At 60.5% G+C, this 25718-nt stretch carries 16 protein-coding genes; 13 read left to right on the top strand and 3 right to left on the bottom strand.

Annotated elements, in window-relative coordinates; all coding sequences use genetic code 11:
* Window positions 1-17 precede the first annotated feature (17 nt).
* A complete protein-coding gene (locus D3879_RS27530) occupies window positions 18-2573 on the bottom strand; it encodes a putative Ig domain-containing protein (RefSeq protein WP_476644161.1) in 2556 nt (851 codons plus the stop codon).
* Window positions 2574-3655: 1082 nt separating this feature from the next.
* On the opposite strand from D3879_RS27530, the gene D3879_RS16710 reads away from it, so the two are divergent.
* From D3879_RS16710 to D3879_RS16655, 12 genes are all read left to right on the top strand, one after another.
* Window positions 3656-4966: a nucleotide sugar dehydrogenase gene (locus D3879_RS16710; RefSeq protein ID WP_119955404.1), complete on the top strand. Its 1311-nt coding sequence runs from the start codon at window positions 3656-3658 to the stop codon at window positions 4964-4966.
* 111 nt (window positions 4967-5077) lie between these two features.
* Window positions 5078-6559 carry a glycosyltransferase family 2 protein gene (locus D3879_RS16705; RefSeq protein ID WP_119956333.1) on the top strand — a complete coding sequence of 494 codons (1482 nt, stop codon included), beginning with the start codon at window positions 5078-5080 and terminating at the stop codon, window positions 6557-6559.
* A 78-nt stretch (window positions 6560-6637) separates the two neighbouring features.
* The gene (locus D3879_RS16700; RefSeq protein ID WP_119955403.1) at window positions 6638-7792 is read left to right on the top strand and encodes an alginate biosynthesis protein Alg44; all 1155 of its coding nucleotides are present in this window, start codon (window positions 6638-6640) and stop codon (window positions 7790-7792) included.
* Entirely contained in the window at window positions 7789-9174 is a 1386-nt protein-coding gene (locus tag D3879_RS16695) for a tetratricopeptide repeat protein (RefSeq protein WP_119955402.1), read from the top strand. The genes D3879_RS16700 and D3879_RS16695 overlap by 4 nt, the downstream gene beginning before the upstream one ends.
* Entirely contained in the window at window positions 9171-10604 is a 1434-nt protein-coding gene (locus D3879_RS16690) for an alginate export family protein (RefSeq protein ID WP_119955401.1), read from the top strand. Before D3879_RS16695 ends, D3879_RS16690 begins: the two co-directional genes overlap by 4 nt.
* A 44-nt stretch (window positions 10605-10648) precedes the next feature.
* The gene (gene algG / locus D3879_RS16685; RefSeq protein ID WP_119955400.1) at window positions 10649-12223 is read left to right on the top strand and encodes a mannuronan 5-epimerase AlgG; all 1575 of its coding nucleotides are present in this window, start codon (window positions 10649-10651) and stop codon (window positions 12221-12223) included.
* Between the two features lie 10 nt (window positions 12224-12233).
* Window positions 12234-13661 (top strand): alginate O-acetyltransferase, encoded by a 1428-nt coding sequence (locus D3879_RS16680; protein WP_158592096.1) that lies wholly within the window; start codon window positions 12234-12236, stop codon window positions 13659-13661.
* A 53-nt stretch (window positions 13662-13714) separates the two neighbouring features.
* Window positions 13715-15217: an MBOAT family O-acyltransferase gene (locus D3879_RS16675; RefSeq protein ID WP_119955398.1), complete on the top strand. Its 1503-nt coding sequence runs from the start codon at window positions 13715-13717 to the stop codon at window positions 15215-15217.
* 11 nt (window positions 15218-15228) lie between these two features.
* On the top strand, window positions 15229-16392 hold the full coding sequence (locus D3879_RS16670; protein WP_119955397.1) for an alginate O-acetyltransferase: 1164 nt from the start codon (window positions 15229-15231) through the stop codon (window positions 16390-16392).
* 35 nt (window positions 16393-16427) lie between these two features.
* Window positions 16428-17075, top strand: a complete 648-nt coding sequence (locus tag D3879_RS16665; RefSeq protein ID WP_119955396.1) for an alginate O-acetyltransferase AlgF — start codon at window positions 16428-16430, stop codon at window positions 17073-17075.
* A gap of 9 nt (window positions 17076-17084) precedes the next feature.
* Window positions 17085-18215 (top strand): mannuronate-specific alginate lyase, encoded by a 1131-nt coding sequence (locus D3879_RS16660; RefSeq protein ID WP_119955395.1) that lies wholly within the window; start codon window positions 17085-17087, stop codon window positions 18213-18215.
* 87 nt (window positions 18216-18302) lie between these two features.
* Complete coding sequence (locus D3879_RS16655) at window positions 18303-19736, top strand: mannose-1-phosphate guanylyltransferase/mannose-6-phosphate isomerase (protein WP_119955394.1); 1434 nt, start codon at window positions 18303-18305, stop codon at window positions 19734-19736.
* 151 nt (window positions 19737-19887) lie between these two features.
* Here D3879_RS16655 and acnA read toward each other — a convergent pair whose 3' ends face one another.
* Window positions 19888-22629 (bottom strand): aconitate hydratase AcnA, encoded by a 2742-nt coding sequence (gene acnA, locus D3879_RS16650; RefSeq protein WP_119955393.1) that lies wholly within the window; start codon window positions 22627-22629, stop codon window positions 19888-19890.
* A 355-nt stretch (window positions 22630-22984) separates the two neighbouring features.
* On the opposite strand from acnA, the gene rlmM reads away from it, so the two are divergent.
* Window positions 22985-24040, top strand: coding sequence for a 23S rRNA (cytidine(2498)-2'-O)-methyltransferase RlmM (rlmM, locus tag D3879_RS16645; RefSeq protein WP_119955392.1), 1056 nt, complete (start codon window positions 22985-22987; stop codon window positions 24038-24040).
* A 37-nt stretch (window positions 24041-24077) separates the two neighbouring features.
* Here rlmM and D3879_RS16640 read toward each other — a convergent pair whose 3' ends face one another.
* Window positions 24078-25634 (bottom strand): alpha/beta hydrolase, encoded by a 1557-nt coding sequence (locus tag D3879_RS16640; RefSeq protein ID WP_119955391.1) that lies wholly within the window; start codon window positions 25632-25634, stop codon window positions 24078-24080.
* Window positions 25635-25718 lie beyond the last annotated feature (84 nt).

The raw sequence follows: 25718 nt of genomic DNA, 5'->3' as shown, positions 1-25718 counted from the left end.
ACTAATTCAGACCTTCCTTAAGTAATAAAATCGCCTTGGTTCAGCGCTGTCACGCCAACCAACTGGATCTCGAATTCAGCAGCTGCATCCTCATTGACACTCCCGGCCAACACGCCATCGGCAAAACGGAGTTGGCCTGCCGCATTGGTATTGCTGAAATCCGCTGAACCGATGAAGGTGAAGGCATCGACGTCACTGGTGGCCAGAATGGCGTCCAGCCTCGACAGGTCGATCTTGTCGCCCTCGGCGGCATTGAAATCGCCAATTACATCGCGCAACGCGGCGAGACTCATTTCACTCAAAGCATCGAAGTCGAACCGATCGGCAGCGGCGCCGCCGTACAGCGTGTCGAGACCGGCTCCGCCGATCAACTCATCTTCGCCATCCCCACCCGCGAGCATGTCGTTGCCGGCCCCACCCCTTAGGGTATTGGCGGCAGCATTGCCAAAAATTGTGTTGTTGAGATCGTTTCCTGTGCCATTAATTGCCGCGCTGCCGCTCAGAATGAGGCTTTCCAGGTTAGCGGCCAGGGTCCAGTTGACGGCCGACTCGACTGTCGTGGTGTTGTCGGCAGGTTCGCCATGGAATCCCAAATCGTCAGCGATGTAATCAGCTAGGCGTTGGCCGACTATTTCCCGGGACTCATCGCTGAGGTGCCAAACGTCGTCCGCGTATTTCACCGGGTCGGCTTCGGCTCTCATTGGTAGATCGGTATAAGTGACCGCCAGCTTGACGTCGCTACGCTCACTGGCGATTTCCGCCTGCATTTGCTGGACATACTCGATGCCCTCGACTATCGAATCGATTTTAGGCTGGGTATAACCCCGAAGCACCGCGGCATCTGTTTGATAGCGGCCGGTTTGCATCATGTAGATGGTGGCCTCGGCATCCAGATGGGCTTTCAAGTAATCGAATACCTTGAGCGTGGATTCCTTATATAGCTGCGCTGCCGCCTGCTTGTCCGCCGCTAAGGCGATCTCCTCGGCATTGTCTTCCCCTTGTCCCCAGACCATAGCGAAGGTCACCGTGCCGGTTGCGCGCAGGCTGGCCAACTGATCTTCGAGAATGTCCACCGCCCTCAGCAGCGCAGCCCCCGGCTGATCGGTATCGGTGTGCCACCAGTTCTTGAGTAATTCCGTCTCGGAGTCCGTGGACTTTCCGGTGACCGTGCTGCCACCGACGGCCACATCGATAGAGTTGCCGGAACTGTCGAGAAACAGGCTGCGCACGCTATAACCGGTGTACTGCTCAAGATCGTCGACCAGCTCCGAAACGCCGGAGGCATCGTCGCCCCCGAACACCCTCAAGCCCCGTGCATTCGACTGACCCAGCGTCGGTATGAAGAAGATGTTATTGCCGCCGCCACCGGAGTTGCCGAAGATGAAGTCCGACTCACTCAGCGTGCCCAAGAAATTACCGTCAAGGGCGAACTCGAAGCGGTTGCCGTTGGCATCGGTCTCGTAATCTTTCACATAGGTTTTGGTACCCGCATCGTTAAGGACGAGGGAGAGTGTGCCGTCGCGGCCATTGCCAAAACCTGTATAGCCGAGGCCGCTCAGGTCAATCTTGTCGACGCCGATCTCGAAGTCGCTGATGCTATCGCCGAGGTTGAGACCGCCGCTGGCGTAATTGCGGTAGCTATCGAGCTGATCGGTGAAGCGGAACACATCGATTCCCGCCCCTCCCGTAAGCGTGTCGCGACCGGCACCGCCTTCCAAGTGGTCGTTGCCGGCGCCGGCGCTGAGGCTGTCGTTGCCGGCGCCACCAAGCAGGACCTCATCGCCCGGTGTCCCCACCAGGGTGTCGTTACCCGAGGTGCCGGTAAGGACATCGCTGACTCTCAGCGCGAAGCTGTCGCTGACCTCTCCACCCCGACCGTCGCTGGCCGTGACCGTGACCTCATAGTTCCCCGCATGGCTATAGTCGGGCGTCCCGCTGAAGGTGCGAGTAGCGGCATCGAAGCTCAGCCATGTTGGCAGTGCACTGCCGCCGGCTAGCTGGGCGGAAAAGCTCAGGCTGTCGCCATCCTCGTCGGCAAAACTGCTGGCCGGAATGAGGTAGGAGAATACGGCGTTCTCATCCACCCGTTGATCCAGCAGCGGGCTCGTCACGATGGGAGCCACGTTCGCCCTGAAGATGAAATGGGATTCAGTGAGTATGCTGGTGTAATTACCCTCAAGCGCCAGTTCGAAGCGGTTGCCGTTGACATCGGCCTCGCGGGACTTCACGTAGGTGCGCGTGCCGGTGCTGTTGAGGGAGATGTAAAGGGTTCCGTTAGTACCATCGCCAAGGCCGGTGAAGCCAAGAGCGGACAAGTCGATCTTGTCCGAACTGGCGTCGAAATCGATGATGCGATCGCTGCTGCTAGTGTTGGCCTTCCGGTAGCTGTCGAGTATGTCGTCGAAACGGAACACATCCTGGCCCGCTCCGCCCGTCAGGATGTCTTTGCCCACGCCGCCGACCAGTACATCGTTGCCCGCTTCGCCCTTGAGCGTGTCGTTACCGCTGCCGCCGAGGATCAGATCGTTGGCGGAGGTACCAATCAGCACGTCATTGCCGGGGGTGCCGTTGATCATAGATTTCTCCGAGTAGTGTTCTGCGGCTTAGCAGCCGCGGTTAGATGAACGCTTACTCAGAGAGAAGAAGCCTCAACAGCAATCGGAAAAATCGCTTTCCATAAGAACCGAAAATGAGCGGATACAGCCTTACTTAGAGCAAGTCTCGTCATAACTTGGTCTCAGGAAGTTTTCAGTCCTCCTAAGGCAGAGCAATTACTGAGATTAGACTAATTACGGGAGAGAAGAGGTTCGCCTGAACAAACTGGCTGAAAAATATTCGCGATTTTCATTTTAGTGTAACAAATGCGCGTAACAGACCCGGCGCGATGCGCGACTCTAAGTGCCGTTTGGAATTACCCATATATATGTGGGTTTCGATGGAGGAGCCCGATTAATCTTCTGGATAGCCGTTTGGCAGATACTGTGTTCTCTGTTTTGTTGCGTCACAAATATAGCGCTAAATAATTGACAGTATCTATACGGAATTCTCGTCTCTTATTTTATTTCTATACGTTCTTATGATGTTGTCAAAACAGTTCTACCCTAACTTGTGGCCTGCTGAGGGTCGGCGTTCAGTGCATTGATCGTGCTGTTTAGTTTTTCATTAAGAAGCGAAAAATAATGGTCGTTGTAGAACTTATTGCCTGTTTTTATTGATTGACTTTACTGCCGAAAAATTTTGCTGGTTGCGTTTCACTTGCCAGGATCACTGATGGTAAAGACCGTTGCGACTCCTGCCGTAGAACGTTTGAGCCTGCTTTTATCTGGGCGGCTAAGGAAGGTCTGAATTAGCCCCGACTTTTTCAGTCACTTTTCTCGATTGATCAAAAAATCGGAAAGTCTTTTTCAGAGTTTCCCTAAAGGTATGATTCCAGTGACCACGGGGCTTACAGGCTGCTTTCCAATGAGGGCGCTCGGGACACTAGCGCTTCTCACTTGAAAGACCGTAGACATTATTGCGATTTGATCTTTGCAGCACTGGCAATCTGGAAATAAGACTTTAGTCTGATACTACCTAAAGATCACTCTGTACTTGCCAGCCTTGTTCGGGATAGGGGCGCGTGCAGGTGGTCATTGCATTGCAAGGAGTGCGTCTGATGCGAATCAGTATTTTTGGGCTTGGGTATGTCGGTGCCGTTTGTGCAGGTTGTCTGTCCGCTCGCGGTCACCAGATCGTCGGGGTGGATGTCACACCGCTCAAGATAGAGATGATCAATAACGGCAAGTCGCCGATTGTCGAACCAGGGCTGGAAGCTCTTCTGCAGAAGGGCGTCAACAGTGGGAATCTGCGTGGCACCCTCGATGTGCGTGAAGCCGTGATGGCCACGGATGTGTCTTTAATCGCGACACCTACACCGAGCAAGAAGAACGGTGATCTGGACGTTTCCTATATTGCGCAAGTGTGCGAGCAGATCGGCAGCGTGCTGCCAGAGAAAGCCGGGCGTCACACCGTAGTCGTGCGCAGCACGGTGCTGCCGGGCACGGTGAAAAATGTGGTCATTCCGATGTTGGAAAAACATTCGGGAATGAAAGCGGGAGTCGATTTCGGTGTCGCTGTGAACCCGGAGTTCCTCCGTGAAAGCACGGCAATCAAGGATTACGACTTCCCGGCGATGACCGTGATCGGCGAGCTGGACAAGGCCTCCGGCGATCTGCTGGAGGCCATCTACTGCGAACTCGATGCTCCGATCATTCGCAAGAGCATCGAAGTCGCCGAGATGATCAAGTACACCTGCAACGTCTGGCATGCCACCAAGGTCAGCTTCGCCAACGAGATCGGCAACATCGCCAAGGCGGTGGGCGTCGATGGTCGCGAGGTGATGGACGTGATCTGCCAGGACCACAAGCTCAATCTTTCCAAGTACTACATGCGCCCGGGCTTCGCCTTCGGCGGCTCCTGCCTGCCCAAGGATGTGCGGGCGCTGAACTACCGCGCCAGCCAGCTCGATGTCGAGCATCCCTTGCTGGAGGCAATCATGCGCAGCAATGCAGTACAGGTGCAGAAAGCCTTCGACATCATCACCAGCTATGGCAAGCGCAGGGTCGGTCTGCTTGGTCTGAGCTTCAAGGCCGGCACCGATGATCTGCGCGAAAGCCCGCTGGTGGAGTTGGCGGAGATGCTGATCGGCAAGGGTTATGACCTGCATATCTTCGATCGCAATGTCGAGTACGCGCGGGTCCACGGCGCCAACAAGGACTACATAGAGTCGAAAATCCCCCATGTGTCCTCCCTGCTGCGCTCCGACTTGCAGGAGGTGGTGGAGGGCGCGGACATCATAGTGCTGGGCAATAACGATGCGCTGTTCGCCGAGCTGGTGAAACAGGTGCCGGCCGGGAAAAGGGTCATCGATCTGGTGGGCTTCATGACGCAGGCCAGCGACGGCGAGCGGGAAGGAATCTGCTGGTAGCCGGACTCAGGCTGCCGCGTCCGGGGGGTTTAGCTGATCCGCCGGGCGTTACCAGAGCAACAAAAACGCTCCCGCAGACGCGGGTTCCTGCATAACGGGATGGGGCATGAAATGGATGGCTTGAGACAGGGTCTGCGCAAGGCCACGGGGTGGCTGCTCTATATCACGGCATTGCTGGCCCTCGCCGTGCTCCTGCCGCGCAGCGTGTTCGATCCCGAGTCGAAGGATTTCCTCCTGCTGCTCGGTGCAGTCGGCATCTGGCGCTATTCCATGGGCGCCATCCATTACCTACGCGGCCTGTTCTTCCTCTATCTGCGCTACCCCTATTACCGGCGACAGGCCCGCAAGCTGGGGGCCGCCGCCGACCCCTCGCAGGTCTTCCTGCTAGTCACCAGCTTCCGCATCGATGCCCTGACCACCGCCATGGTCTACCGCTCGGTGATCGAGGAGGCGAGCGCCTGCGGCTACCCCACCACAGTGGTCTGCTCGATCGTCGAGTTGTCCGACGAGCTGCTGATCAAGAACCTCTGGGCGCGGATGAATCCGCCGGAGCGGGTCAAGCTGGACTTCGTGCGGATCGCTGGCACCGGTAAGCGCGATGGCCTGGCACATGGCTTCCGGGCGATCTCCCGGCACCTACCGGATGACGAAGCGGTGGTCGCCGTGATCGATGGCGATACCGCGCTGGCACCGGGTGTGGTGCGCAAGACGGTGCCGTACTTCAAGCTGTTCCCCAAGGTCGGCGGGCTGACCACCAACGAGTTCTGCGAGGTGCGCGGCAGCTACGTCATGAGCGAGTGGCACAAGCTGCGTTTCGCCCAGCGGCACATCAACATGTGCTCGATGGCGCTGTCCAGACGCGTGCTGACCATGACCGGGCGGATGTCGGTGTTCCGCGCCCGGGTGGTGACGGATCCAGGCTTCATCGCCGATGTCGAGAGCGATCACCTGGACCACTGGCGCCTGGGCCGTTTCAAGTTCCTCACCGGCGATGACAAGTCCAGCTGGTACAGCCTGATGCGCCTGGGTTACGACACCTTCTACGTGCCCGATGCGGCGATCAACACGGTCGAGCACCCGCCGGAAAAGAGCTTCCTCAAGGCCAGCCGCAAGCTGATGTTCCGCTGGTACGGCAACAATCTGCGGCAGAACTCCCGTGCCCTGGGGCTGGGGCCGCGGCGCCTGGGCTGGTTCACCAGCCTGGTGTTGTGCGACCAGCGCGTATCGATGTGGACCAGCCTGCTCGGACCGTCGGTGGCGATCATCGCCAGCATCAAGTACGGCTTCGCTTACCTGATGATCTACCTGCTATGGATCGGCGTGACCCGGCTGATCCTGACTCTGCTGCTGCTGGCCTCCGGGCATCAGGTGGGGCCTGCATATCCGCTGATCCTTTATTACAACCAGATCGTCGGTGCGCTGGTGAAGGTCTACGTATTTTTCCGCCTCGACCAGCAGTCCTGGACCCGTCAGAAAACCAAACTCAATCGCGACCTGGCCAGCTTCCAGCGCTGGTTTAACACCTGGTCATCACGAGCCATGACGTTCTCGGCGGGCAGCATCTTCGTTGCTGTGCTGATGTACGTGGTGTGATCGGCAAGGAACGGCCGATGGCCACTTGAAGCTGGGTTTAACTTATTAATTTAGAAGGGAAAAATTATGAGCGCAGTGATGAGTCCAGCCAGCAATAGCAATGTCGTGCACGAGTCGGAAGCCCAGCGCCAGTACGCGCGCCTGAAGCTGCCGGCGAAGATCAAATACTTCAGCCGACAGGGGCAGGAGCTGGAAGCGCAACTGCTCGACCTCTCCGTCGGTGGCTTCAGTTTCGAGCCGAACAACGAGCTGGTGACCGAGGGCAAGCACTATCGCGGCAAGTTGATGTTCGAGGTCGACGGCATTGGCTTTGCCATGGATATCGAGTTTCAGGTGCGCTCGATCATCGACGGCCAGCGCGCCGGCTGCGAATTCCACAACCTGCGGCCGCGCGAGATTTCGGCGCTGCGCTACCTGATCAGCTCCTTCCTCAGCGGCGAGCTGGTCAACGTCGGTGATCTGATCAACACCCTGCAGCGCGAGAATTTCACCAAGGCCCGCAACAACAAGGGCGATAGCGGAGGTAGCCTGCTGAGCCGTCTGCGTGCGCTAGGTGTCAGCCTGGCGATTTTCCTGATCGGGGTAAGCGCCTGCGGCTATGTGCTGTTCCAGCTGTATGACATCTATTTTGTCACCCATGCCGACTCGGCCCAGGTCAGCGTGCCCAGCCAGCAGGTGTCGATGCCGCGTGAAGGTGCGGTGCATAGCCTGGTCGCAGTGGGCAGCACAGTGAGCAAGGGCGCACCGCTGGCCACCTTCTCCTCGAGCATGCTGGATGCGCTGAAGGGCGTGCTGCCGGAAGCGGAGATGACCCCGGATAACCTGGAACGCCTGTTCAGCAAGACTTTCCAGGGCACCCTGACCAGTCCTTGTAACTGCCGGGTGGTGAGTCAACTGGTGGGCGACGGCCAGGTGGCCAGCAAGGGGGCGCCGGTGTTCCTGCTAGCGCCGATGGACAGCGTGGCGATGGTCGAAGCACGTTTCCCTTATCGTGCGTTCGGCGAGCTGCAGCCGGGCACCGAGGTGAGCTTCCTGGTTGGCGGCGAGGCGACTCCGCGCAGCGGCAAGATCAGCAGCATGTCGCTGCAGGATGGCGGCCTGGCTTCGGACATCCGTGTGCTGATCCAGCCGGAAGAGCCGCTCAGCAGTGACTTGGCCAAGCGTCCGGTCGACGTGCGGATTCGTCCGCTGAGCGGTATCTGGGCCAGCCACTCCGTGGCGGCCGGCAAATGAGCAGGTCCGGCTTTGCTTGCGGGCTGTTGGGCTCGGTCAGCCTCAGCCTGCTGTCAGGGTGCATGACGCTGCCTGACCTGCAGCTGGCCAAGCAGGCCAAATCCAGCGGGGACCTCGTCACGGCTGAGCAGAACTATCGTGCCCTGGCCGAACAAGGTTATGTCGATGCCCAGATCGGTTTGGCCGATCTGCTGGTACGCGGTGCTTCCGTGGAGCAGCAGGAGCAGGGTGAGGACCTTTACCGCCGGGCCATCGGCCGCTCTGCGGAGGCGCCGGTGCGACTGGGCAAGTGGCTGGCGAGCAAGCCGCTGCCCAGCCCTGCCGAGCGCATCGAGGCCGAGCAGCTGTTGCGTCAGGGCCTGCGCGAGGGCGACAACAGTGCGTTGCTGCCGCTGGTGCAGGTGCAGCTGAAGGATCCGCAGAAGGTCAATGGCGGCGAGCTGGACCGGCAACTGGCGCAGTGGCAGGAGCAGGGCATTGGCGAAGCGCAGCTCGGCAAGATACTGCTGTACCGTGCGCGCGGCGACTATAGCCAGCATATCAGCGAGATCGAACGGACCTGCGAGAGCCGGCTGGCCGAGGTCAGCGAGTGCTATGTCGAGCTGGCCGGAATCTATCAAGGGCGCGGCGACAAGACCAAGCAGCAACGACTGCTGGAAAGGCTGGAGGCGAGTTATCAGTCCGGCCGGTTGCCGCCCGAGAGTCTGCAGGCGGTGGCCAAGGTGCTGGCCGACAGCAGTTTCGGCGAGCCCGATGCGGAGGCCGCCAAGGCGCTCTATACGCGGATCACCCCGGTCTATGCGGACGCCTGGTGCAGTCTCGCCGAGCTGCTCCTGCGCTACCCCGAACAGGGGGGCGGCGAGGAGCTGACCGGCTACCTGCAGCAGGGCATCGATGCCGGCTCTTCACGGGCCGCGCTGATGCTGGGGCAGCAATACCTGAAGGGGCAGGTACTGCCGGCCGATCCCCCGGCGGCGGAGAAGTACCTGCTGCTGGCGGTGGTAGGTCAGCCGAGGGCGCATTTGCTCCTTGGCAAGCTGTACCGCGAAGGCCAGCTTGGCGATATCGATCCGGACAAGGCGCTGGAGCATCTGCTGATTGCCGCCCGCGGCGGCAACCCGAGTGCGGATGTGGCGCTGGCCCAGCTGTTCGGCGAAGGCAAGGGCATCCGCATCAACCCGGTCTACGCCTACACCTTTGCCCTGTTGGCGAAGAATCAGGGGTTGCCACAGGGTCAACTGCTGATGGAGCGCCTGGCTCCCAGGCTGCAGCCGCAGGACTACCAACAGGTGGAAAGCCTGCTCGCCCGGGAGATCAAGGCCCGCGGCGGCGCGCAGGCCACACTCAGGAACCAAACGAATCAAGCGCAGGGAATGCTATGACGTCGAATAACCGTTCAGTTGCCATGCTGGTGTGCACAGCCGGCCTGCTGGGCAGCCCAGCCGTTTTGGCGGCGCAGCCGCAGCCCGGGTTGTCATACGGCGCCAACCTCAAGATCACCGCTCAGTCAATCGATGATCTCGATCTGGGTATCCGTGATGGCGGTGATTTCAATGGCGCCGGTTTCAGTGTGCGGCCCTGGGTCTACAAGCAGCAGGGGGACTGGAGTGCCTTTGCTCTCGGAGAGGCCTTTATCGCCACCGACGTGATCGAGTCTGACACCAGCGAGTCTGACACCTTCGACCCGAATGATGCCCGCGAGCGGGATGATCACTTCCTCGCCCTGCGCGAGTTCTGGGTCGATTACGGCGGTCTGACTGCCTATCCGGGCGAGTCCCTCCGGCTCGGCCGGCAGAAGATCCGCAGCGTCGACGGCTTGTGGTGGGACAGCAATATCGAAGCCCTGCGCTGGAACTTCGATACCACCTTGCTGAATGCCCACATTGGTATCGCCGAACGCTTCAGCGACTACCGCACCGATCTCGACGAGCTGGCGCCCCAGGATGAGGATCGCCTGCACCTGCTGGCTGACATCTCCAGCCAATGGCGGCCCGGACACTGGGCTGGCCTGAAGCTGCATCACAGCGATGATCGAGGCGATCTGCCGGAGGTCGGCAGCGAGGTTGACCAGTTGAGCAAGACCTTTACCGGCAAGCTGACGTGGGTTGGCGTGGAGCTGAATGGTGATTTCTACAACTACCGCAGCACGCTGCCACTGAGCTACTGGGCCAGCGCCACCTGGCTGACTGGCGATACCGATACCCTGCGCACCCGCACTGTGGCCGGGGAGCGCCGGGCAGATGGCGAGCGGAGCCAGGATGTCGATGCCTGGGCGCTCGACCTCGGCCTGCGCTGGAACATCGATGAGAGCTGGCGGATCGGTACCACCTATGCGCGTACCAGCGGTGGCGCGGACGAGGACGACTCCGAGCAGTTCGTCCAAACGGATCTGCAGAGCAACCGTTCCAATTTCACCGGCACCAACTCGGGCATCAACCGCTTCGGTGAGGCTTACCGCGGCGAGCTGAACAACCTGCAGGCGGTCAGCCTGTTTGCCGGTTGGAGGCTAAACAAGGACTACGACGCCAGCCTGATCTACCACCGCTTCTGGCGGGTGGATGACCAACAGGACAGTGCCAGTGGCCTGCAGGCCGCGCTTGAGCCGGGCGACAAGGATCTGGGGCAGGAGTTCGACCTGGTGCTGACCCGTTATTTCAATGAAGGGCAGATGCCGGCTGAGCTCGGTTGGCTGAATGCTTCTTCGGCGCTGGTGCGCTTGCGTGGCGGGCTGTTCTTGCCCGGCGACGCCTTCGCCAGCGGCACCGATTCGCACATGCATCGCGCCATTATTGATTTTGTCTGGCGCTACTGAGTTGGTGTGAACAGCGTACCGATCCGACCATCGAGGTAGACGGAATGGATTTACACAGAGCGTTCTGGCAAAGGAGTGGCACTAGCCTGGCGCTGGTAGCCGGGCTGTTCTGGGCCACGGCAGGGCAGGCGGGTGAGACTGCTGCTCCGTCTGAGTTTGCAGAAGCCAAGCGACAGGCCTACCAGGTGAGCAGTATCCCGGCAGATTCGCTACTGCTGCCTGCCCCGAAACTGCCGGATCTTTCGCCTTACACTCCGGAGGCGGTCTACGCCAAGCTCGTGCGCAAGCCGGTTGGCAGCGTGGTGGTCAAACGCATGCTGCAACAGAACCCGTTGATCGAGTTCACCGGTGGGGATGAGCGTCTGCGCGAGTGGCTGAAACGTCAGGGGGAAATGCCGCAGGTGGTTTTCATCGAGGGCGGTTACGTCACCCCGGCGGACCTGACGCGCAGCCTGCCGGAGAAGTATTTCCGCGAGACCGAGCCCGGTGTGTATCTGGCGCGTTTGCCGATTGTGGTCAGTCAAGGGGCGACCCTGCATATTGGCAAGGAGACCAAGGACTTTCGCCTCTCCAGCGAGCGCGGTGTCTTCCTGATCAACGATGGCAAGCTGTTCATCACCGACACCCGTCTCACCGCCTGGCGGGAGGCGGAAAACCAGCAGGACTGGTTCAAGAAGAAGGGCAGGTTCCGGCCCTTCCTCAACTCTTGGGGCGGTACCGAGACCTATATCGTCAACAGTGTGGTATCCAGCCTCGGCTACACCGCCAGCAAGTCCTACGGCGTGTCCATCTCGCAGTACAGTCCGGCGATGCACCCGATCATGCAGCGCAGTCCTCCCAGCGGCTGGCTGCTCAACACGATGTTCGACGACATGTGGTACGGCTTCTACTGCTACGAAGCCTACGATGTGGTGCTCAGGGGCAACACCTACCGCAACAACCTGGTCTACGGAATCGACCCGCACGACCGCTCGCGACGTCTGATCATTGCCGAGAACACCGCCTACGGCACGGTGCAGAAGCACGGGATCATCGTTTCCCGTGAGGTCAACGACAGCTGGATCTTCAACAACCGCTCCTACGAGAACCACCTCTCAGGGATTGTGGTCGACCGCAGCAGCGTGAATAACGTGCTCGCCAACAACGAGGTTTACCGCAACAAGTCCGATGGCATCACCATCTACGAGAGCGGCAACAACCTGCTGTGGGCTAACAAAGCATTCAACAACGGCCGCCATGGCATTCGCGTGCGCAACAGCTCCAATGTCGGGCTGTACGAAAACCTCGCTGCGGCCAATGGCCTGCTGGGCATCTATGGCCACGTCAAGGATCTCAACGGTACAGACCGCGATCTGCAGCTCGACCCCTTCGACATGAATCTGTCCCTGACCGTGGTCGGCGGGCGGCTGATTGGCAACGGGTCCGGGGCAATCTCGGTGGTCACGCCGCAAAGCGTGAAGCTTTACCGGCTAGAGATGCTGATGCCGACCAAGCCGACCGGTATCGGCATGTTCGGCGCCCTGGCGGATGGCAAGAACCAGATCATCGACCTGCTGGTGCGACAGAAGAAGGCCGTGCTGGTTCTTCCGCTCGACAAGTTGGCGCAACTTCAGGAGTGAGGAACAAGCTATGCAACGGAGTTTAGTGGTCAAACCCTGTCCTGCCTGGCTGGCTCTTTACACCGCACTGGGACTGCTTGCCAGCCCGTTGTGCGGAGCCGCCGAGGGGCCTCAGTACCAGATCGAGCGGTGTTGCGAGGTTTGTCCGCAAACCATGCTCGATAGTACCTACAGCGGCGATCTGCGCGAGTTCAGCAAGCTGGTGCAGGGGCGGGGAGACTGGTTGTTCCGCACCAAGAACGATTTGATGACGCAAATGGGCACTACGGCCGAGGGCTATTCGCGTCTGGAAAAACTGCGCGATGCCCTGAAGAAGAAAGGGGTCGAATTGGTCATGGCCTACCTCCCGCCCCGTGGCTTGATGAATGCCGAAATGCTTAGCAGGGAGAGCCAACAGGCATTCGATACCGAGCTGTCGAAAAAGAACTATCTGCAGACTATTCAGCGCCTGCGAAGCCTCGGTATTCGAGCGCCAGATATGTCGCTTCTGCTTAGTCAGAAGGCCGATGCCAAGCAGGCGCTATATTTCAAGCGCGATCCCCACTGGACATCCTACGGCGCTGAGTTGGCTGCCCAGGTGCTGGCTGAGGAGTTACGCAAGTCAGATGTATTCAAAACCATACCGAGCAAGGAGTTCATCAGTAAGAAAGATAAATCGGACCTCAAAAACGGTTCGCTCAATCAGGCGTTCGGCAAGGTCTGTGGCAATAGCTATGCGAATGAATATTTCAGTCGATTTGTAACCGAGCCGAAGGCTGAGAGCGCCGACCTCTTCAGCGATGCCGAGGCGCCGGAGGTGGTACTGGCCGGTACCAGCTTCAGCTCGCCGGAGTACAACTTCGCCGGCTTTCTCAAGCAGCACGCCAAGGTCGATGTCGACAACCGCTCGGTCGATGGCGGCGGTTTCCACAGCGCCATGCTGCAGTACCTCGGCAGCCAGGACTTCCAGAAAAATCCGCCGAAGATCCTGATCTGGGAAGTCTCCAGCTATTACGACATGGCTATGCCGCTCTTCTACCGTCAAATCATGCCGATGTTGGCTGATGGTTGTCGGGCATCACCCGCATCGCTGAGCCAGAAGGTCGCTTTGCGCCCAGGCATGAATGAGGTTCTGGTGAACACCGGCGACAAGCCAATACGCGGCGAAGATTATCTCGTGGATATCCAGTTCAGCGACCCCACGATCAAGAATCTGCACAGCTTGTTCTGGTACATGAGTGGTTCGGTGGACGACTTGAATATTACCCGCGCACCGGAAGTCGAGTCGGATGGCCGCTTTGTCTTTAACTTGCGTGAAGACGCGGAATGGTCAGGGCGGACCCTGCTTTCACTGGAAATCGAAATGCCAGCTGACATGCCGGCAGGTCTGGAAGTCGAAGCGAAGATTTGCCCTCGAGCGCATGGGGCCAAGGCTGAGTTGCAGGCGCAAGCCGATTAGCCGACGAGCAAAGACATCTTTGTCAGGTTCGTTATTCAGAGGAGCTTGAGAACATGGTTTTTTCGTCGAATGTATTTTTGTTCCTGTTCCTGCCGGTGTTTCTCGGCTTGTACTACCTGAGCGGAAATCGCTATCGCAACCTGCTGCTGCTGGTTGCCAGCTATGTCTTCTTCGCCTGGTGGCGGATCGACTTTCTTGTCTTGTTCGTCGCGGCCTCCCTGTTCAACTATTGGATCGGCCTGCGCATCGGCGCTGCCGGGGTGAGAAACAAGCCCGCGCAGCGCTGGCTGATTTTCGGCGTAGGCGTGGATCTTGCTGTGCTGGGGTATTTCAAGTACGCCAACTTCGGCGTGGAAAGCCTCAACGCCATCATCACCTCGTTCGGCATGCAGCCGTTCGTGCTCACCCATATCCTGTTGCCGATCGGTATCTCGTTCTACATCTTCGAGTCGATCAGCTACATCATCGATGTGTACCGGGGCGATACCCCGGCGACCCACAACCTGATCGACTTCGCCGCCTTCGTGGCGATCTTTCCGCACCTGATCGCCGGCCCGGTGCTGCGCTTTCGCGACCTGGTGGGCCAGTTCAACCACCGAACCCACACGCTGGACAAGTTCGTCGAGGGCTGCACGCGCTTCATGCAGGGCTTCATCAAGAAAGTGTTCATCGCCGACTCGCTGGCACCGATCGCCGATCACTGTTTCGCGCTGTCCGACCCGACCACCGGCGATGCCTGGCTCGGCACCCTGGCCTACACCGCGCAGCTGTACTTCGACTTCTCCGGCTACAGCGACATGGCCATCGGCCTCGGCCTGATGATGGGCTTCCGCTTCATGGAGAACTTCAAGCAGCCCTATATCAGTCAGTCGATCACCGAGTTCTGGCGCCGCTGGCACATCAGCCTCTCGACCTGGCTACGCGACTACCTGTACATCAGCCTCGGCGGCAATCGCGGCGGCACCTTCGCCACCTATCGCAACCTGTTCTTGACCATGCTGCTCGGCGGGCTGTGGCATGGCGCCAATTTCACCTACCTGATCTGGGGCGCCTGGCACGGCATCTGGCTGGCCATCGAGCGTGCCCTGGACGTGGACGCCGCGCCGAAGCGCATCCGGCCGCTGCGCTGGGCCTGCACCTTCCTCCTGGTGGTGCTGGGCTGGGTGATCTTCCGCGCCGAGAGCCTCGACGTCGCCTGGAGCATGTACGCCGCCATGTTCAGCTTCTCTGACTGGCACCTGTCCGCGCTGAACAGTGCGCAGCTGACCAGCCTGCAGATCGCCACGCTGGTGCTGGCCTATCTGGTCATGGCCTGGTTCGGCATCCGCCAGTTTTATGCCCAGCCGCTGACCGGTGCACCCAAGGCCAGAGCCGAGGTTGCAGTCGACCCGGCCAATCTGCAGCCCGGCGCTGCCCAGGCGGCGGTTGCGGTGTCATCCCTGCGCCTGCAGCTGCAGTGGCTGGCCTGGCATGCCGGGGTGTTGCTGCTGTTTGCCGCCTCGATCCTGAAACTCTCCGCGCAGAGTTTCTCTCCCTTCCTCTATTTCCAGTTCTGAGGGTATGGGCCATGAAGCGCTCTCTCAAACTCACCTACATCTGTGTGTTTCTCGGTCTGCTGCTGGGACTCAGTCTATGGTCGATCCGCGACATCCTCAGCTTCTCCACCGCGGCCGACACGCCGATTCTCAACGGCAAGTTGGCGCATGCCTTCGAGAAACACTACGACGATCAGTTCGTGCTGAAGAAGCTCGGCACCAATATCTGGGCAACCATGGATTTCCTGCTGTTCGGCGAGGGCCGGCCGGGAGTAGTGGTCGGCCGGCAGGACTGGCTTTTCACCGATGAAGAATTCAAGCCGGCACCACAGGGCGATGTGCTGCAGAAGAACTGGCAACTGATCGAGGCGGTGCACGCCGAGCTCAACCGTCGGGGCGTGACGCTGGTGCTGGCGCTACTACCGGCCAAGGCACGGCTGTATCAGGAGCATGTCGGCGATGTGCAGCCGGTGGCCGCCCAGCAGCAGTTGTACGGCAAGGCCTTCGCTCGCATGCAGGCGCGCAAGGTGCTTGGCCCGAACCTGTTCGGCGCGTTGTTGCGGGCCAAGGCGCATGGCAGCGTTTTCCTGCGTACCGATACCCACTGGACTCCTTTCGGTGCCGAAACCGTGGCCAATAGCCTGGCACATTACCTTGAGGCCACTGGGCAGTGGCAGCCGGGTGTCGCGGCATTCGTCACCGAGGAGCAGGGCCGTGAGTTGTACAAGGGCGATCTGCTCAGCTTCCTGCCCATGGACCCGTACTTCTTGAGCTTGCAGCCGCCGGCAGAAACCCTCGTCCAGCGCAGCACCCGGCCGGTCGGCGAGGCGCTCGAAGGTGATGCTGCGCTGTTCGGCGAGGCTCTGCCCGAGGTGGCGCTGGTGGGTACCAGCTACAGCGCCAACCCGAAGTGGAACTTCGCCGGCGCGCTTAAACAGGCCCTGCGCAGTGAACTCGTCAACTACGCCGAGGGCGGCCATGGCCCGCTGTTGCCAATGCTTAAGCTGCTGCAGCGCGGCGAGGCGGAAACCGCAACGCTGAAACTGCTCATCTGGGAGTTTCCCGAGCGCTATCTGATGCAGCCAAACGATCTTTCGGGCTTCGACCCAGTCTGGTTGCAGCGCCTGACGTCCGCAGTCACCGACAGCGAACACCTGGCAGTCAGGCAGCCCTTTACCCCGGTGGTCCGCGACTAGTTCGCCGGCCCCCATCACTGTTAAGGAGAATACCTATGTCTTTAATTTCCAAGGCCGCTCGCCTGCTTACTGCGGCTGCCCTGCTGGGCGGTCTGGGGTTGACTCAGGCGCAGGCCGACGAGGCGGCTCTCTACGGCCCGGTGGCGCCGGACGGTTCGACCTTCATTCGCGGCTATAACGCCGGCAGCGCTACTTTCGATCTCAGTCTGGGCAGCGTTCAGCTCAGAGCTATCGCCCCCCGGGCCAGCAGTGATTTCAAGTTTCTGCCGGCTGGCAGCTATACGGCAAAGTCAGGCGGGCAAAGCCTGCCGGTGCAGCTCAAAGTCAATAAGTACTACACCATGGTGCAGCTGCCGGGCGGCGCGCTGAGCCTGGTGGACGAGCCAGTGTTCAGGAACCGGCAAAAAGCCATGTTGCGTCTGCAGAACCTTTCCGACAGCTCGCTGACCCTGAAAACCGCAGATGGCAAGACCGAGGTGATCAAGCCGGTGTCTGCCAATTCCCGTGGCGAGCGTGAGATCAACCCGGTCAAGGTGCGTCTGGCGCTGTTTGCTGGTGATCGCAAGATCAGCGACCTCGACCCCCTGGTACTCGAACGCGGGGAGATAGTCTGTCTGTATGTCACCGGTACTGCCGACAAGCTGTCTCCTGTCTGGGTCAAACGGCCTGTAGCGGCTAATTGAGGAACTCCGATGAAATGCTTGGGCGGAATTTTGCAGGCTCTTTACGCAAGCGCTCTGGCCTTGGCAATGCTGCTGGGGCAGGGCTGCTCGAATGATCATGAGCAAGGGCGGGTCGCCAGTCATGATTTGGTGCCGCCAGGGGGATTCTACCTGGCCGCGCCGGTTGCCAAAGGGGCTGCGCGCGACTGCCCAAGCACACCTGAGCCTTATACCGGCGAGCTGTTTTTTCCCAGCAAATATGAAGGTTCCGATTCTGCGCGGGACAAACTCAACAAGACCGCTGCGGCCAAGTACCGCAAGCTGACGGAGGATGTGCGGAATCTGGAGAACGGTGTCAACAAGTGGGTTGGCAAGTACCTGGAGGACGGTGATCCAGAGTATGCCGAGTGTGCTCTTGAGTGGCTGGAGGAGTGGGCTGACGACGATGCGCTGCTCAGCAAGAAGTACAACCACACCGGCAAGTCTGTACGTAAGTGGGCCCTGGGCAGTATCTCGTCAGCGTACCTGCGCCTGAAATTCTCCCGTTCTGAGCCGCTCGCCGGTCATGGCGAGCAGAGCCGGAACATCGAGAAATGGTTCGGCAAGCTGGCCGACCAGGTGGTGCGCGACTGGAACGCGCAGCCCATGGAGCGACGTAACAACCACCAGTACTGGGCTGCCTGGGCGGTGATGGCGAGCGCGGTGGTGCTGGATCGGCGCGACCTGTTCGACTGGTCCGTCGAGCAGTACCGCCACGGCATGGCGCAGGTCGATGCCGAGGGTTACCTACCCCTGGAACTGTCCCGGCAAACCCGTGCGCTGGCCTATCACAACTACAGCATGGGGCCGCTGATGATGATCGCGGTATTCGCCCAGGCCAATGGCCTGGATCTGCGTACTGACAACAACGGTGCTTTGCAGCGACTTGCGGAACGGGTCGAGCAAGGCCTGCACGACCCGCATCTGTTCAAAGACAAGACCGGCTACCCGCAAGAGTTGGAGGACTTGCAGGAAAACAGCCGCTTCTCCTGGTTGGAACCTTACTGCGTGCTGTACCGCTGTTCGACTCAGACCAATGCCTGGCGCCAATCCTTGGAGCCCCTGAGTACGTACCGGCTGGGTGGCGATGTCACTCAGCTGTTCAACGCTCAACTGCCTTGATGTTTGCATGCTCTCCAGTTGTCAGGACTGCAGTCCTAGCGGGGAGGAGTGTCAATTTGAATTGAAACTTAAATGGAGACGCCTCTCATGATCCCGGTAATTCTTTCTGGTGGTAGCGGGTCCCGGCTCTGGCCGTTGTCCCGCAAGCTCTATCCCAAGCAGTTCCTGGCCTTGGCCGGGGTGCGCACGCTGTTTCAACAGACTGTGCAGCGTCTGGGGTTCGAGGGGGTTGAGCGTCCGCTCATCGTCTGCAATCAGGAACACCGTTTCATCGTCAACGAACAGCTCGGCGTCATTGGTGTGAGCGCACAGTGCATACTGATGGAGCCATTTGGCCGCAATACGGCACCGGCGGTGGCGATCGCTGCGCTGAAGGTGCTGGCCGAAGGCCGCGACGAACTGCTGCTGGTGCTGCCGGCGGACCATGTCATCACCGATGAAGCGGCCCTGCGCCAGGCGCTGGAGATTGCTCGGGCGGCAGCGGAAGAGGGCGAAATGGTGCTGTTCGGCATTCCCGCCGAACGCCCGGAAACCGGCTTCGGCTATATCAAGACGGCGGGCAGTGATAGCGATAGCGCGCTGATTCCAGGAGCCTATCGGGTCGAGCAGTTCGTCGAGAAGCCGGACATCGTCCGCGCCAGTGAGTTCGTCCGCTCCGGCGGCTACTACTGGAACAGCGGCATGTTTCTGTTCCGCGCCAGTCGCTATCTCGATGAGCTGCGCAGCTACGAGTCGGATATTTATGATACTTGCGTGCTGGCCCTGGAACGCAGCAAGGTCGAGCGCGAGGTAGTGCAAATCGATGCCGGCACCTTCGAGTGCTGCCCGGATAACTCCATTGACTACGCGGTGATGGAGAAGACCTCGCGAGCCTGCGTGGTGCCGCTCGCGGCCGGCTGGAGCGACGTCGGCAGTTGGTCGTCGCTCTGGGAAGTCCACGCGAAGGATGGCAACGGCAATGTGCTCAAGGGCGATGTGGTGGTGGAGAACAGCCACAGCTGCTACGTCCACGGCAACTCCAAGCTGGTGGCCCTGCTCGGCATGGAGGATGTGGTCGTGGTGGAAACCAAGGACGCGGTGATGATCGCCCACAAGGACAGCGTGCAGGATGTGAAGAAACTGGTGAACGCCCTGGACGCCGAAGGCCGTCAGGAAACCCGGAGCCATTGCGTGGTGTACCGCCCCTGGGGTGGCTACGACTCGGTGGACGCGGGCACCCGGCACCAGGTTAAGCACATCACCGTGAAGCCGGGTGCGCAGCTGTCCCTGCAGATGCACCACCACCGTGCCGAGCACTGGATCGTGGTCTCCGGTACAGCCAGGGTGACCTGCGACGACAAGAGCTTCCTGCTCACGGAGAACCAGTCCACCTACATCCCCATCGCCTCGGTGCACCGGCTGGCAAATCCCGGAAAGATCCCGCTGGAGATCATCGAGGTGCAGTCCGGCAGCTACCTCGGCGAAGACGACATCGAGCGGCTCGAGGATGTCTACGGAAGGACGGACAAGGTGAAAGGGTAGTCGGGTTGATTGGATTCCCGCGTGTGCGGGAATGACGAGGAGGCTGATATATGGCACTCCCCGTCATCCCCGCGCCCGCGGAACCAGCTTGCCGATAGGCACCTTGCGTCATCCCCGCGCAGGCGGAACCCAATAAACAAACCTCGCAGCCTCAGCTGGCCAGCAACTGGCGCAGCACGTAATGCAGAATGCCGCCGGCCTTGAAGTACTCGACCTCGTTGAGGGTGTCTATGCGGCACAGCACTTCGAAGCTTTCGCGCGTGCCATCCTCACGGCTAACTTCCACCATGAGGTTCATCAGCGGGTGCAGCTCTACGCCATCCAGACCGTAGATGCCGAGTTTTTCCCTGCCGGTCAGTTGCAGGGTTTTGCGATCCTGCCCCGCCTTGAACTGCAACGGCAACACGCCCATGCCCACCAGGTTGGAGCGATGGATACGCTCGAAGCTTTCGGCGATCACCGCCTTCACCCCGAGTAGATTGGTGCCCTTGGCTGCCCAGTCGCGGGATGAACCGGTGCCGTACTCCTTGCCGGCGACCACCACCAGCGGGGTGCCTTGCTCCTGGTAAAGCATGGAGGCGTCGTAGATCGCCAGCTTCTCGCCGCTCGGTATGTGCAGGGTATTGCCACCTTCCTCGCCGCCGAGCATTTCATTGCGGATACGGATATTGGCAAAGGTGCCGCGCATCATCACTTCATGGTTGCCGCGCCGTGAACCATAGGAGTTGAAGTCCCGCGGCTCTACGCCGTGCTCACGGAGGTAGTGACCGGCTGGGCTGTCCGCCTTGATATTGCCGGCCGGCGATATGTGGTCGGTGGTCACCGAGTCGCCGAGCAGGGCGAGAATACGCGCCTGGTGGATGTCGCCGATGTGCGGTGGCGCGTCGGCGATATCCTCGAAGAACGGTGGGTGCTGGATATAAGTGGAGTCGTCCTGCCAGGCGTAGGTATCCGCTGCTGAGACCTGGATCGCCTGCCACTTCTCGTCACCAGCGAAGACCTCGGCGTATTCCTTGTGGAACATACGCGTGTCGACGTTCAGGATGGCTTCGGCGATTTCCTGCTGACTGGGCCAGATATCGCGTAGATACACCGGTTTGCCGTCCTTGCCTTGACCGAGCGAATCCTCGCTGAGGTTGATCCGCACCGTACCGGCGAGGGCATAGGCCACCACCAGCGGCGGCGAGGCCAGCCAGTTGGTTTTCACCAGTGGGTGCACGCGGCCTTCGAAGTTACGGTTGCCGGACAGCACTGAGGCGACGGTCAGGTCGGATTGCTGGATGGCTTTTTCGATCGGCTCGAGCAGCGGCCCGGAGTTGCCGATGCAGGTGGTGCAGCCATAGCCGACCAGATCGAAGCCAAGGGCATCCAGGTACTGGGTCAACCCGGCGGCGTTGTAGTAATCGGTGACCACCTTGGAGCCCGGCGCCAGTGAACTTTTCACCCAAGGTTTGCGTTGCAGGCCTTTCTCTATGGCTTTTTTCGCCAGCAGGCCGGCGGCCATCATCACGCTGGGGTTGGAGGTGTTGGTGCAGGAGGTGATGGCGGCAATCACCACCGCGCCATTCTTCAGTCGGTGGGTCTGGCCTTCGTGGTGGTAGTCGACCTCGCCGACCATGGCCGCGCTGCCTACCGCAGCACCACCGCCGCCCTCGCTTTCCAGGCGGTCTTCTTCCTTGCTGTTGGGTTGGAAGTGCAGGCCGATGAACTCATCGAAGGCTTTGCTGACATTTGGCAGCGAGACGCGATCCTGCGGGCGTTTCGGCCCGGCCAGGCTGGCCTCGACGCTGCCCAGGTCCAGCTCCAGGGTATCGGTGAATAGCGGCTCGTGACCCTTTTCGCGCCACAGGCCCTGGGCCTTGCTATAGGCCTCGACCAGGGCCACGGTGCTTTCCGGGCGGCCGGACAGGCGCAGATAGTCGAGGGTGATCTCGTCCACCGGGAAGAAGCCGCAGGTGGCGCCGTACTCCGGCGCCATGTTGGCGATGGTGGCGCGGTCGGCCAGTGGCAAGTCGGCCAGGCCGTCGCCATAGAATTCGACGAATTTGCCGACCACCCCCTTCTTGCGCAGCATCTGGGTGACGGTGAGCACCAGGTCGGTGGCGGTGATGCCTTCCTTGAGCTTGCCGGTGAGCTTGAAGCCGATCACCTCGGGAATCAGCATCGACACCGGCTGGCCGAGCATCGCGGCTTCCGCTTCGATACCGCCAACGCCCCAGCCGAGAATACCGAGGCCGTTGATCATGGTGGTGTGCGAGTCGGTGCCGACCAGGGTGTCGGGGAACGCATAGGTTTTGCCGTCCTCTTCCTTGGTCCAGACCGTGCGGCCGAGGTATTCCAGGTTGACCTGGTGGCAAATGCCGGTGCCCGGCGGCACCACACTGAAGTTGTCGAAGGCATGCTGGCCCCAGCGCAGGAAGGCGTAGCGCTCGCCGTTGCGCTGCATCTCGATCTCGACGTTCTGCTCGAAGGCCGAGGCGCTGGCGAATTTGTCGACCATCACCGAGTGGTCGATGACCAGGTCGACGGGGGAGAGTGGGTTGATCTTCTGCGGATCGCCACCCGCCTTGGCCATGGCGGTACGCATGGCGGCCAGGTCGACGACGGCCGGCACACCGGTGAAGTCCTGCATCAAGACGCGGGCAGGCCGGTACTGGATTTCGCGCTCCGAGCTGCGAGTATTCAGCCAGGCTGCCAGGGCCTTGAAGTCCTCGCCGGTGACGGTTTTGTTGTCCTCCCAACGCAGCAGGTTTTCCAGCAGGACTTTCAGCGACATCGGCAGTTTGTCGATATTGCCGAGCGCCTTCGCGGCTTCCGGCAGGCTGTAGTAGTGGTAGGTGAGGCCGCCGACTTCGAGGCTGCGGAGGCAATTCAAGCTATTCAGGGACGGCATTGCGCATCTCCTTGCGGCCCACACGGACGGGCCTGGCTGAACGAGGCAGAGTGTTCAAACTAGCTCCGCTTGGGCGGTCTCGCCATCTAACAGGCCGTTGAAAAACTACTGCGCTAGGCTATGCGTTGAAATCAGCCTCACAAAAGCGAAGCGTTGAACGCGCTTCAGCGCGGCCCCGAAGGGGTGAGCGAAGCGAATAAAATGCTCATTTACCGCTCGTAAACTGCGCTTTCTCGGCTGATGTCGCCTTGCCTAGCCGTCGCTCGCTACTTTTTCAACGGCCTGCTAACTGGACTGCCGGGCGGCGCCTGGGTTCCCAACTCCGCTATCATGCGCCGCTTGAGGAGAATCCCTAATGAACACTTTGTTGTTGCACTGCCGCCCCGGTTTTGAAAATGAGGTGTGTGCCGAGATCGCCGAACACGCCGCGCGCCTGGAAGTGGCGGGTTATGCCAAGGCCAAACCGAACAGCGCCTGCGCCGAATTCATCTGCACCGAGGCCGATGGCGCCGAGCGGCTGATGCGTGGGCAGCGTTTTGCCCAGCTGATCTTTCCACGGCAGTGGGCGCGTGGGGTGTTTATCGACCTGCCGGAAACCGACCGGATCAGCGTGCTGCTCAAGCATCTGGAGGGTTTTCCGACTTGCGGTAGCCTGTGGCTGGAAGTGTTGGATACCAACGACGGCAAAGAGCTGTCGAATTTCTGCAAGAAGTTCGAGGCACCGCTGCGTAAGGCGCTGAGCAAGGCCGGCAAGCTGGTCGAGGATGTGAATAAACCGCGCCTGCTGCTGACCTTCAAAAGCGGCCGTGAAGTGTTTTTCGGCCTGGCCGAGGCGAACAACTCCGCCCTTTGGCCGATGGGCATCCCGCGTTTGAAGTTCCCGCGTGAAGCGCCGAGCCGTTCGACCCTCAAGCTGGAAGAGGCTTGGCACCAGTTCATCCCGCGGGATGAGTGGGACGAGCGCCTGGCCCCGGCCATGACCTCGGTCGACCTGGGTGCGGCGCCTGGTGGTTGGACCTGGCAGTTGGTCAACCGGCACATGAAGGTGACCGCAGTGGACAACGGACCGATGGCGCAAAGCCTGATGGATTCCGGCTTGGTCGAGCACCTCAAGGCCGATGGTTTCCTGTTCAAACCGCGCAAGCCGGTGGACTGGATGGTCTGTGACATCGTCGAGAAGCCTGCACGCAATGCCGCGCTGCTGGAAACCTGGATCGGTGAAGGGCTGTGCCGCGAGGCGGTGGTCAACCTCAAGCTACCGATGAAGCAGCGTTACGCCGAAGTGCGACGACTGCTCGAACGCATCGAGGACGGCTTCGTCGAGCGCGGCATCAAGGTCGCTATTGGCTGCAAGCAGCTCTATCACGACCGTGAAGAAGTGACCTGTCATCTGCGGCGCTTGGGCAAGTAGTGCAACCCCAATCTCTCATGTAGGAGCGGGGTGGCGATTACGGCAATAGGCTGTTAGCCACGCGCGGCTGCAAGGGCTGTAGCGTGGGTAGCTCGATTTCCCCTCGCAGGGTTACCGATGATGGCTGCCAGGAACTGTTGAACAGGTATTGGTCACTGAAACCGCTAACCCTCAGACCCAGCACGTCCCCGGGCTGCAGCACGCTGCTGACGGCCGCCAAATCAGTTTCGGCCCGCCCGGTCAGCGGGGTGACTTGTTCATTCAGTACTTCGCTGCTGCCATCGGCGCGCTGCACCACTACCGAGGCGAACAGGGTTGCTGCTTGCGCACCCTTATCCAGATAAATACGCGGTACGCCGACCAGGGCGCCGACCTCTTGTGCCGTTTGCAGAGGGATAAACCTGGCCGGCTCCAGCCAGCCGCTGCTCAACGGGCGAATCTGGGTTGCCGGCAATTTCAGTCGTGGATGAACGCTCGGCATCTGTTGCAGGGCCAGGCCCTGATCGAGGTTCAGGCTCAGGCAGAGTTGCGGCACGCTGGCGGCCACACCTGTGCGGCCGTCTAGTTTGTCTTGATACCAGGCGACAATCGCTCGATACAGGTTGATCGCGCGGTCACCGCAGTGCAGCACCGGCTCGTTGTTGAAGGGCGGCAGGCCGCTCCAGCTCTGCATGGGCGGCGGCAAGATGTGCCCGCCCTGCATGCCGAGCAGGCGTATGTCGCCATCGCCTTGTTGCAGACAGTCGCGAATCGCCAGTCCCTGGTTGAGCGGGAACAAGGTGTCGCGCATGCCCTGGATCAACAGCGTATCGGCGTGGGGGCGCTGGCCGCGGGCGCAGTAGCTGGTCAGGCTATGGGCTTTGAGTTCGTCTTGCACTGACGCGGTCATCTCGCCGCCTGCGCTTTTCAGGTAGGGCGTCTGGGCGAACTTACCGAGGTCATAACCGGTGGTTACGCCGAGGCCGAGCAGTACGCCGGTCCAGCCGACCTTCATGTGACCGCCCGGTGCCAGAGCCTCGGCGAGGTCGTACCAGGTGGCGATGGGCACCAGGGCGTCGATGCGCGGGTCCTCGGCTGAAGCCAGCAACTGCACGGCGCCGCCGTAGCTTTCGCCCAGCATGCCGACCCGCGGATCGTTCGGCCCGTCCATGCGCAGGCGCGGCAGGTGTTGCGCCGCCCAGTCGATAACGGCGAGGGCGTCCTGCACCTCGTAGCGCGGGTCCATCATCTCGATATTGCCGTCGCTGCCACCCCAACCACGCTGGTCGTAGCTGATCACCCAGAAGCCGGCTTGCCAGGCTTTCAGTGCCGCGCGCCCGGACATCATCTGCGTGCCGTAGAAACTCTCCGGCCCGGTCACGCGCCAGCCGCCCCAGCCGTGGGTATGCACGATCACGGGCGCGCTGGCGCCGGCTTTCAGGGCGGGCTGGAAGACCGTGGCAGAGAGCTTGGTGCCGTCGCGACCGAGGATCACCGCTTCAAAGTGCGTGGCCGGTAAATCCTGATCGGCCGTGGCGGCGAAATCCGGCAATTGATCGCGAGCGGCGCAGCCACTCAGTAGCAGGGTGGTAAGCAGGAGCGAACACAGGCGCATGGTCTTATTCTTATGGCAAATAGGGCTGCAGCTTGCAGCAACGCGGGGTTAGTAGCTGCCCATCCAAGGTTGTGTCAGCCGGAT

This window comes from Pseudomonas cavernicola, from assembly GCF_003596405.1.
Lineage (GTDB): Bacteria > Pseudomonadota > Gammaproteobacteria > Pseudomonadales > Pseudomonadaceae > Aquipseudomonas > Aquipseudomonas cavernicola.
The sequence above is the reverse complement of the archived record's forward strand: the minus strand, read 5'-3'. Positions and strand labels throughout refer to the sequence as shown.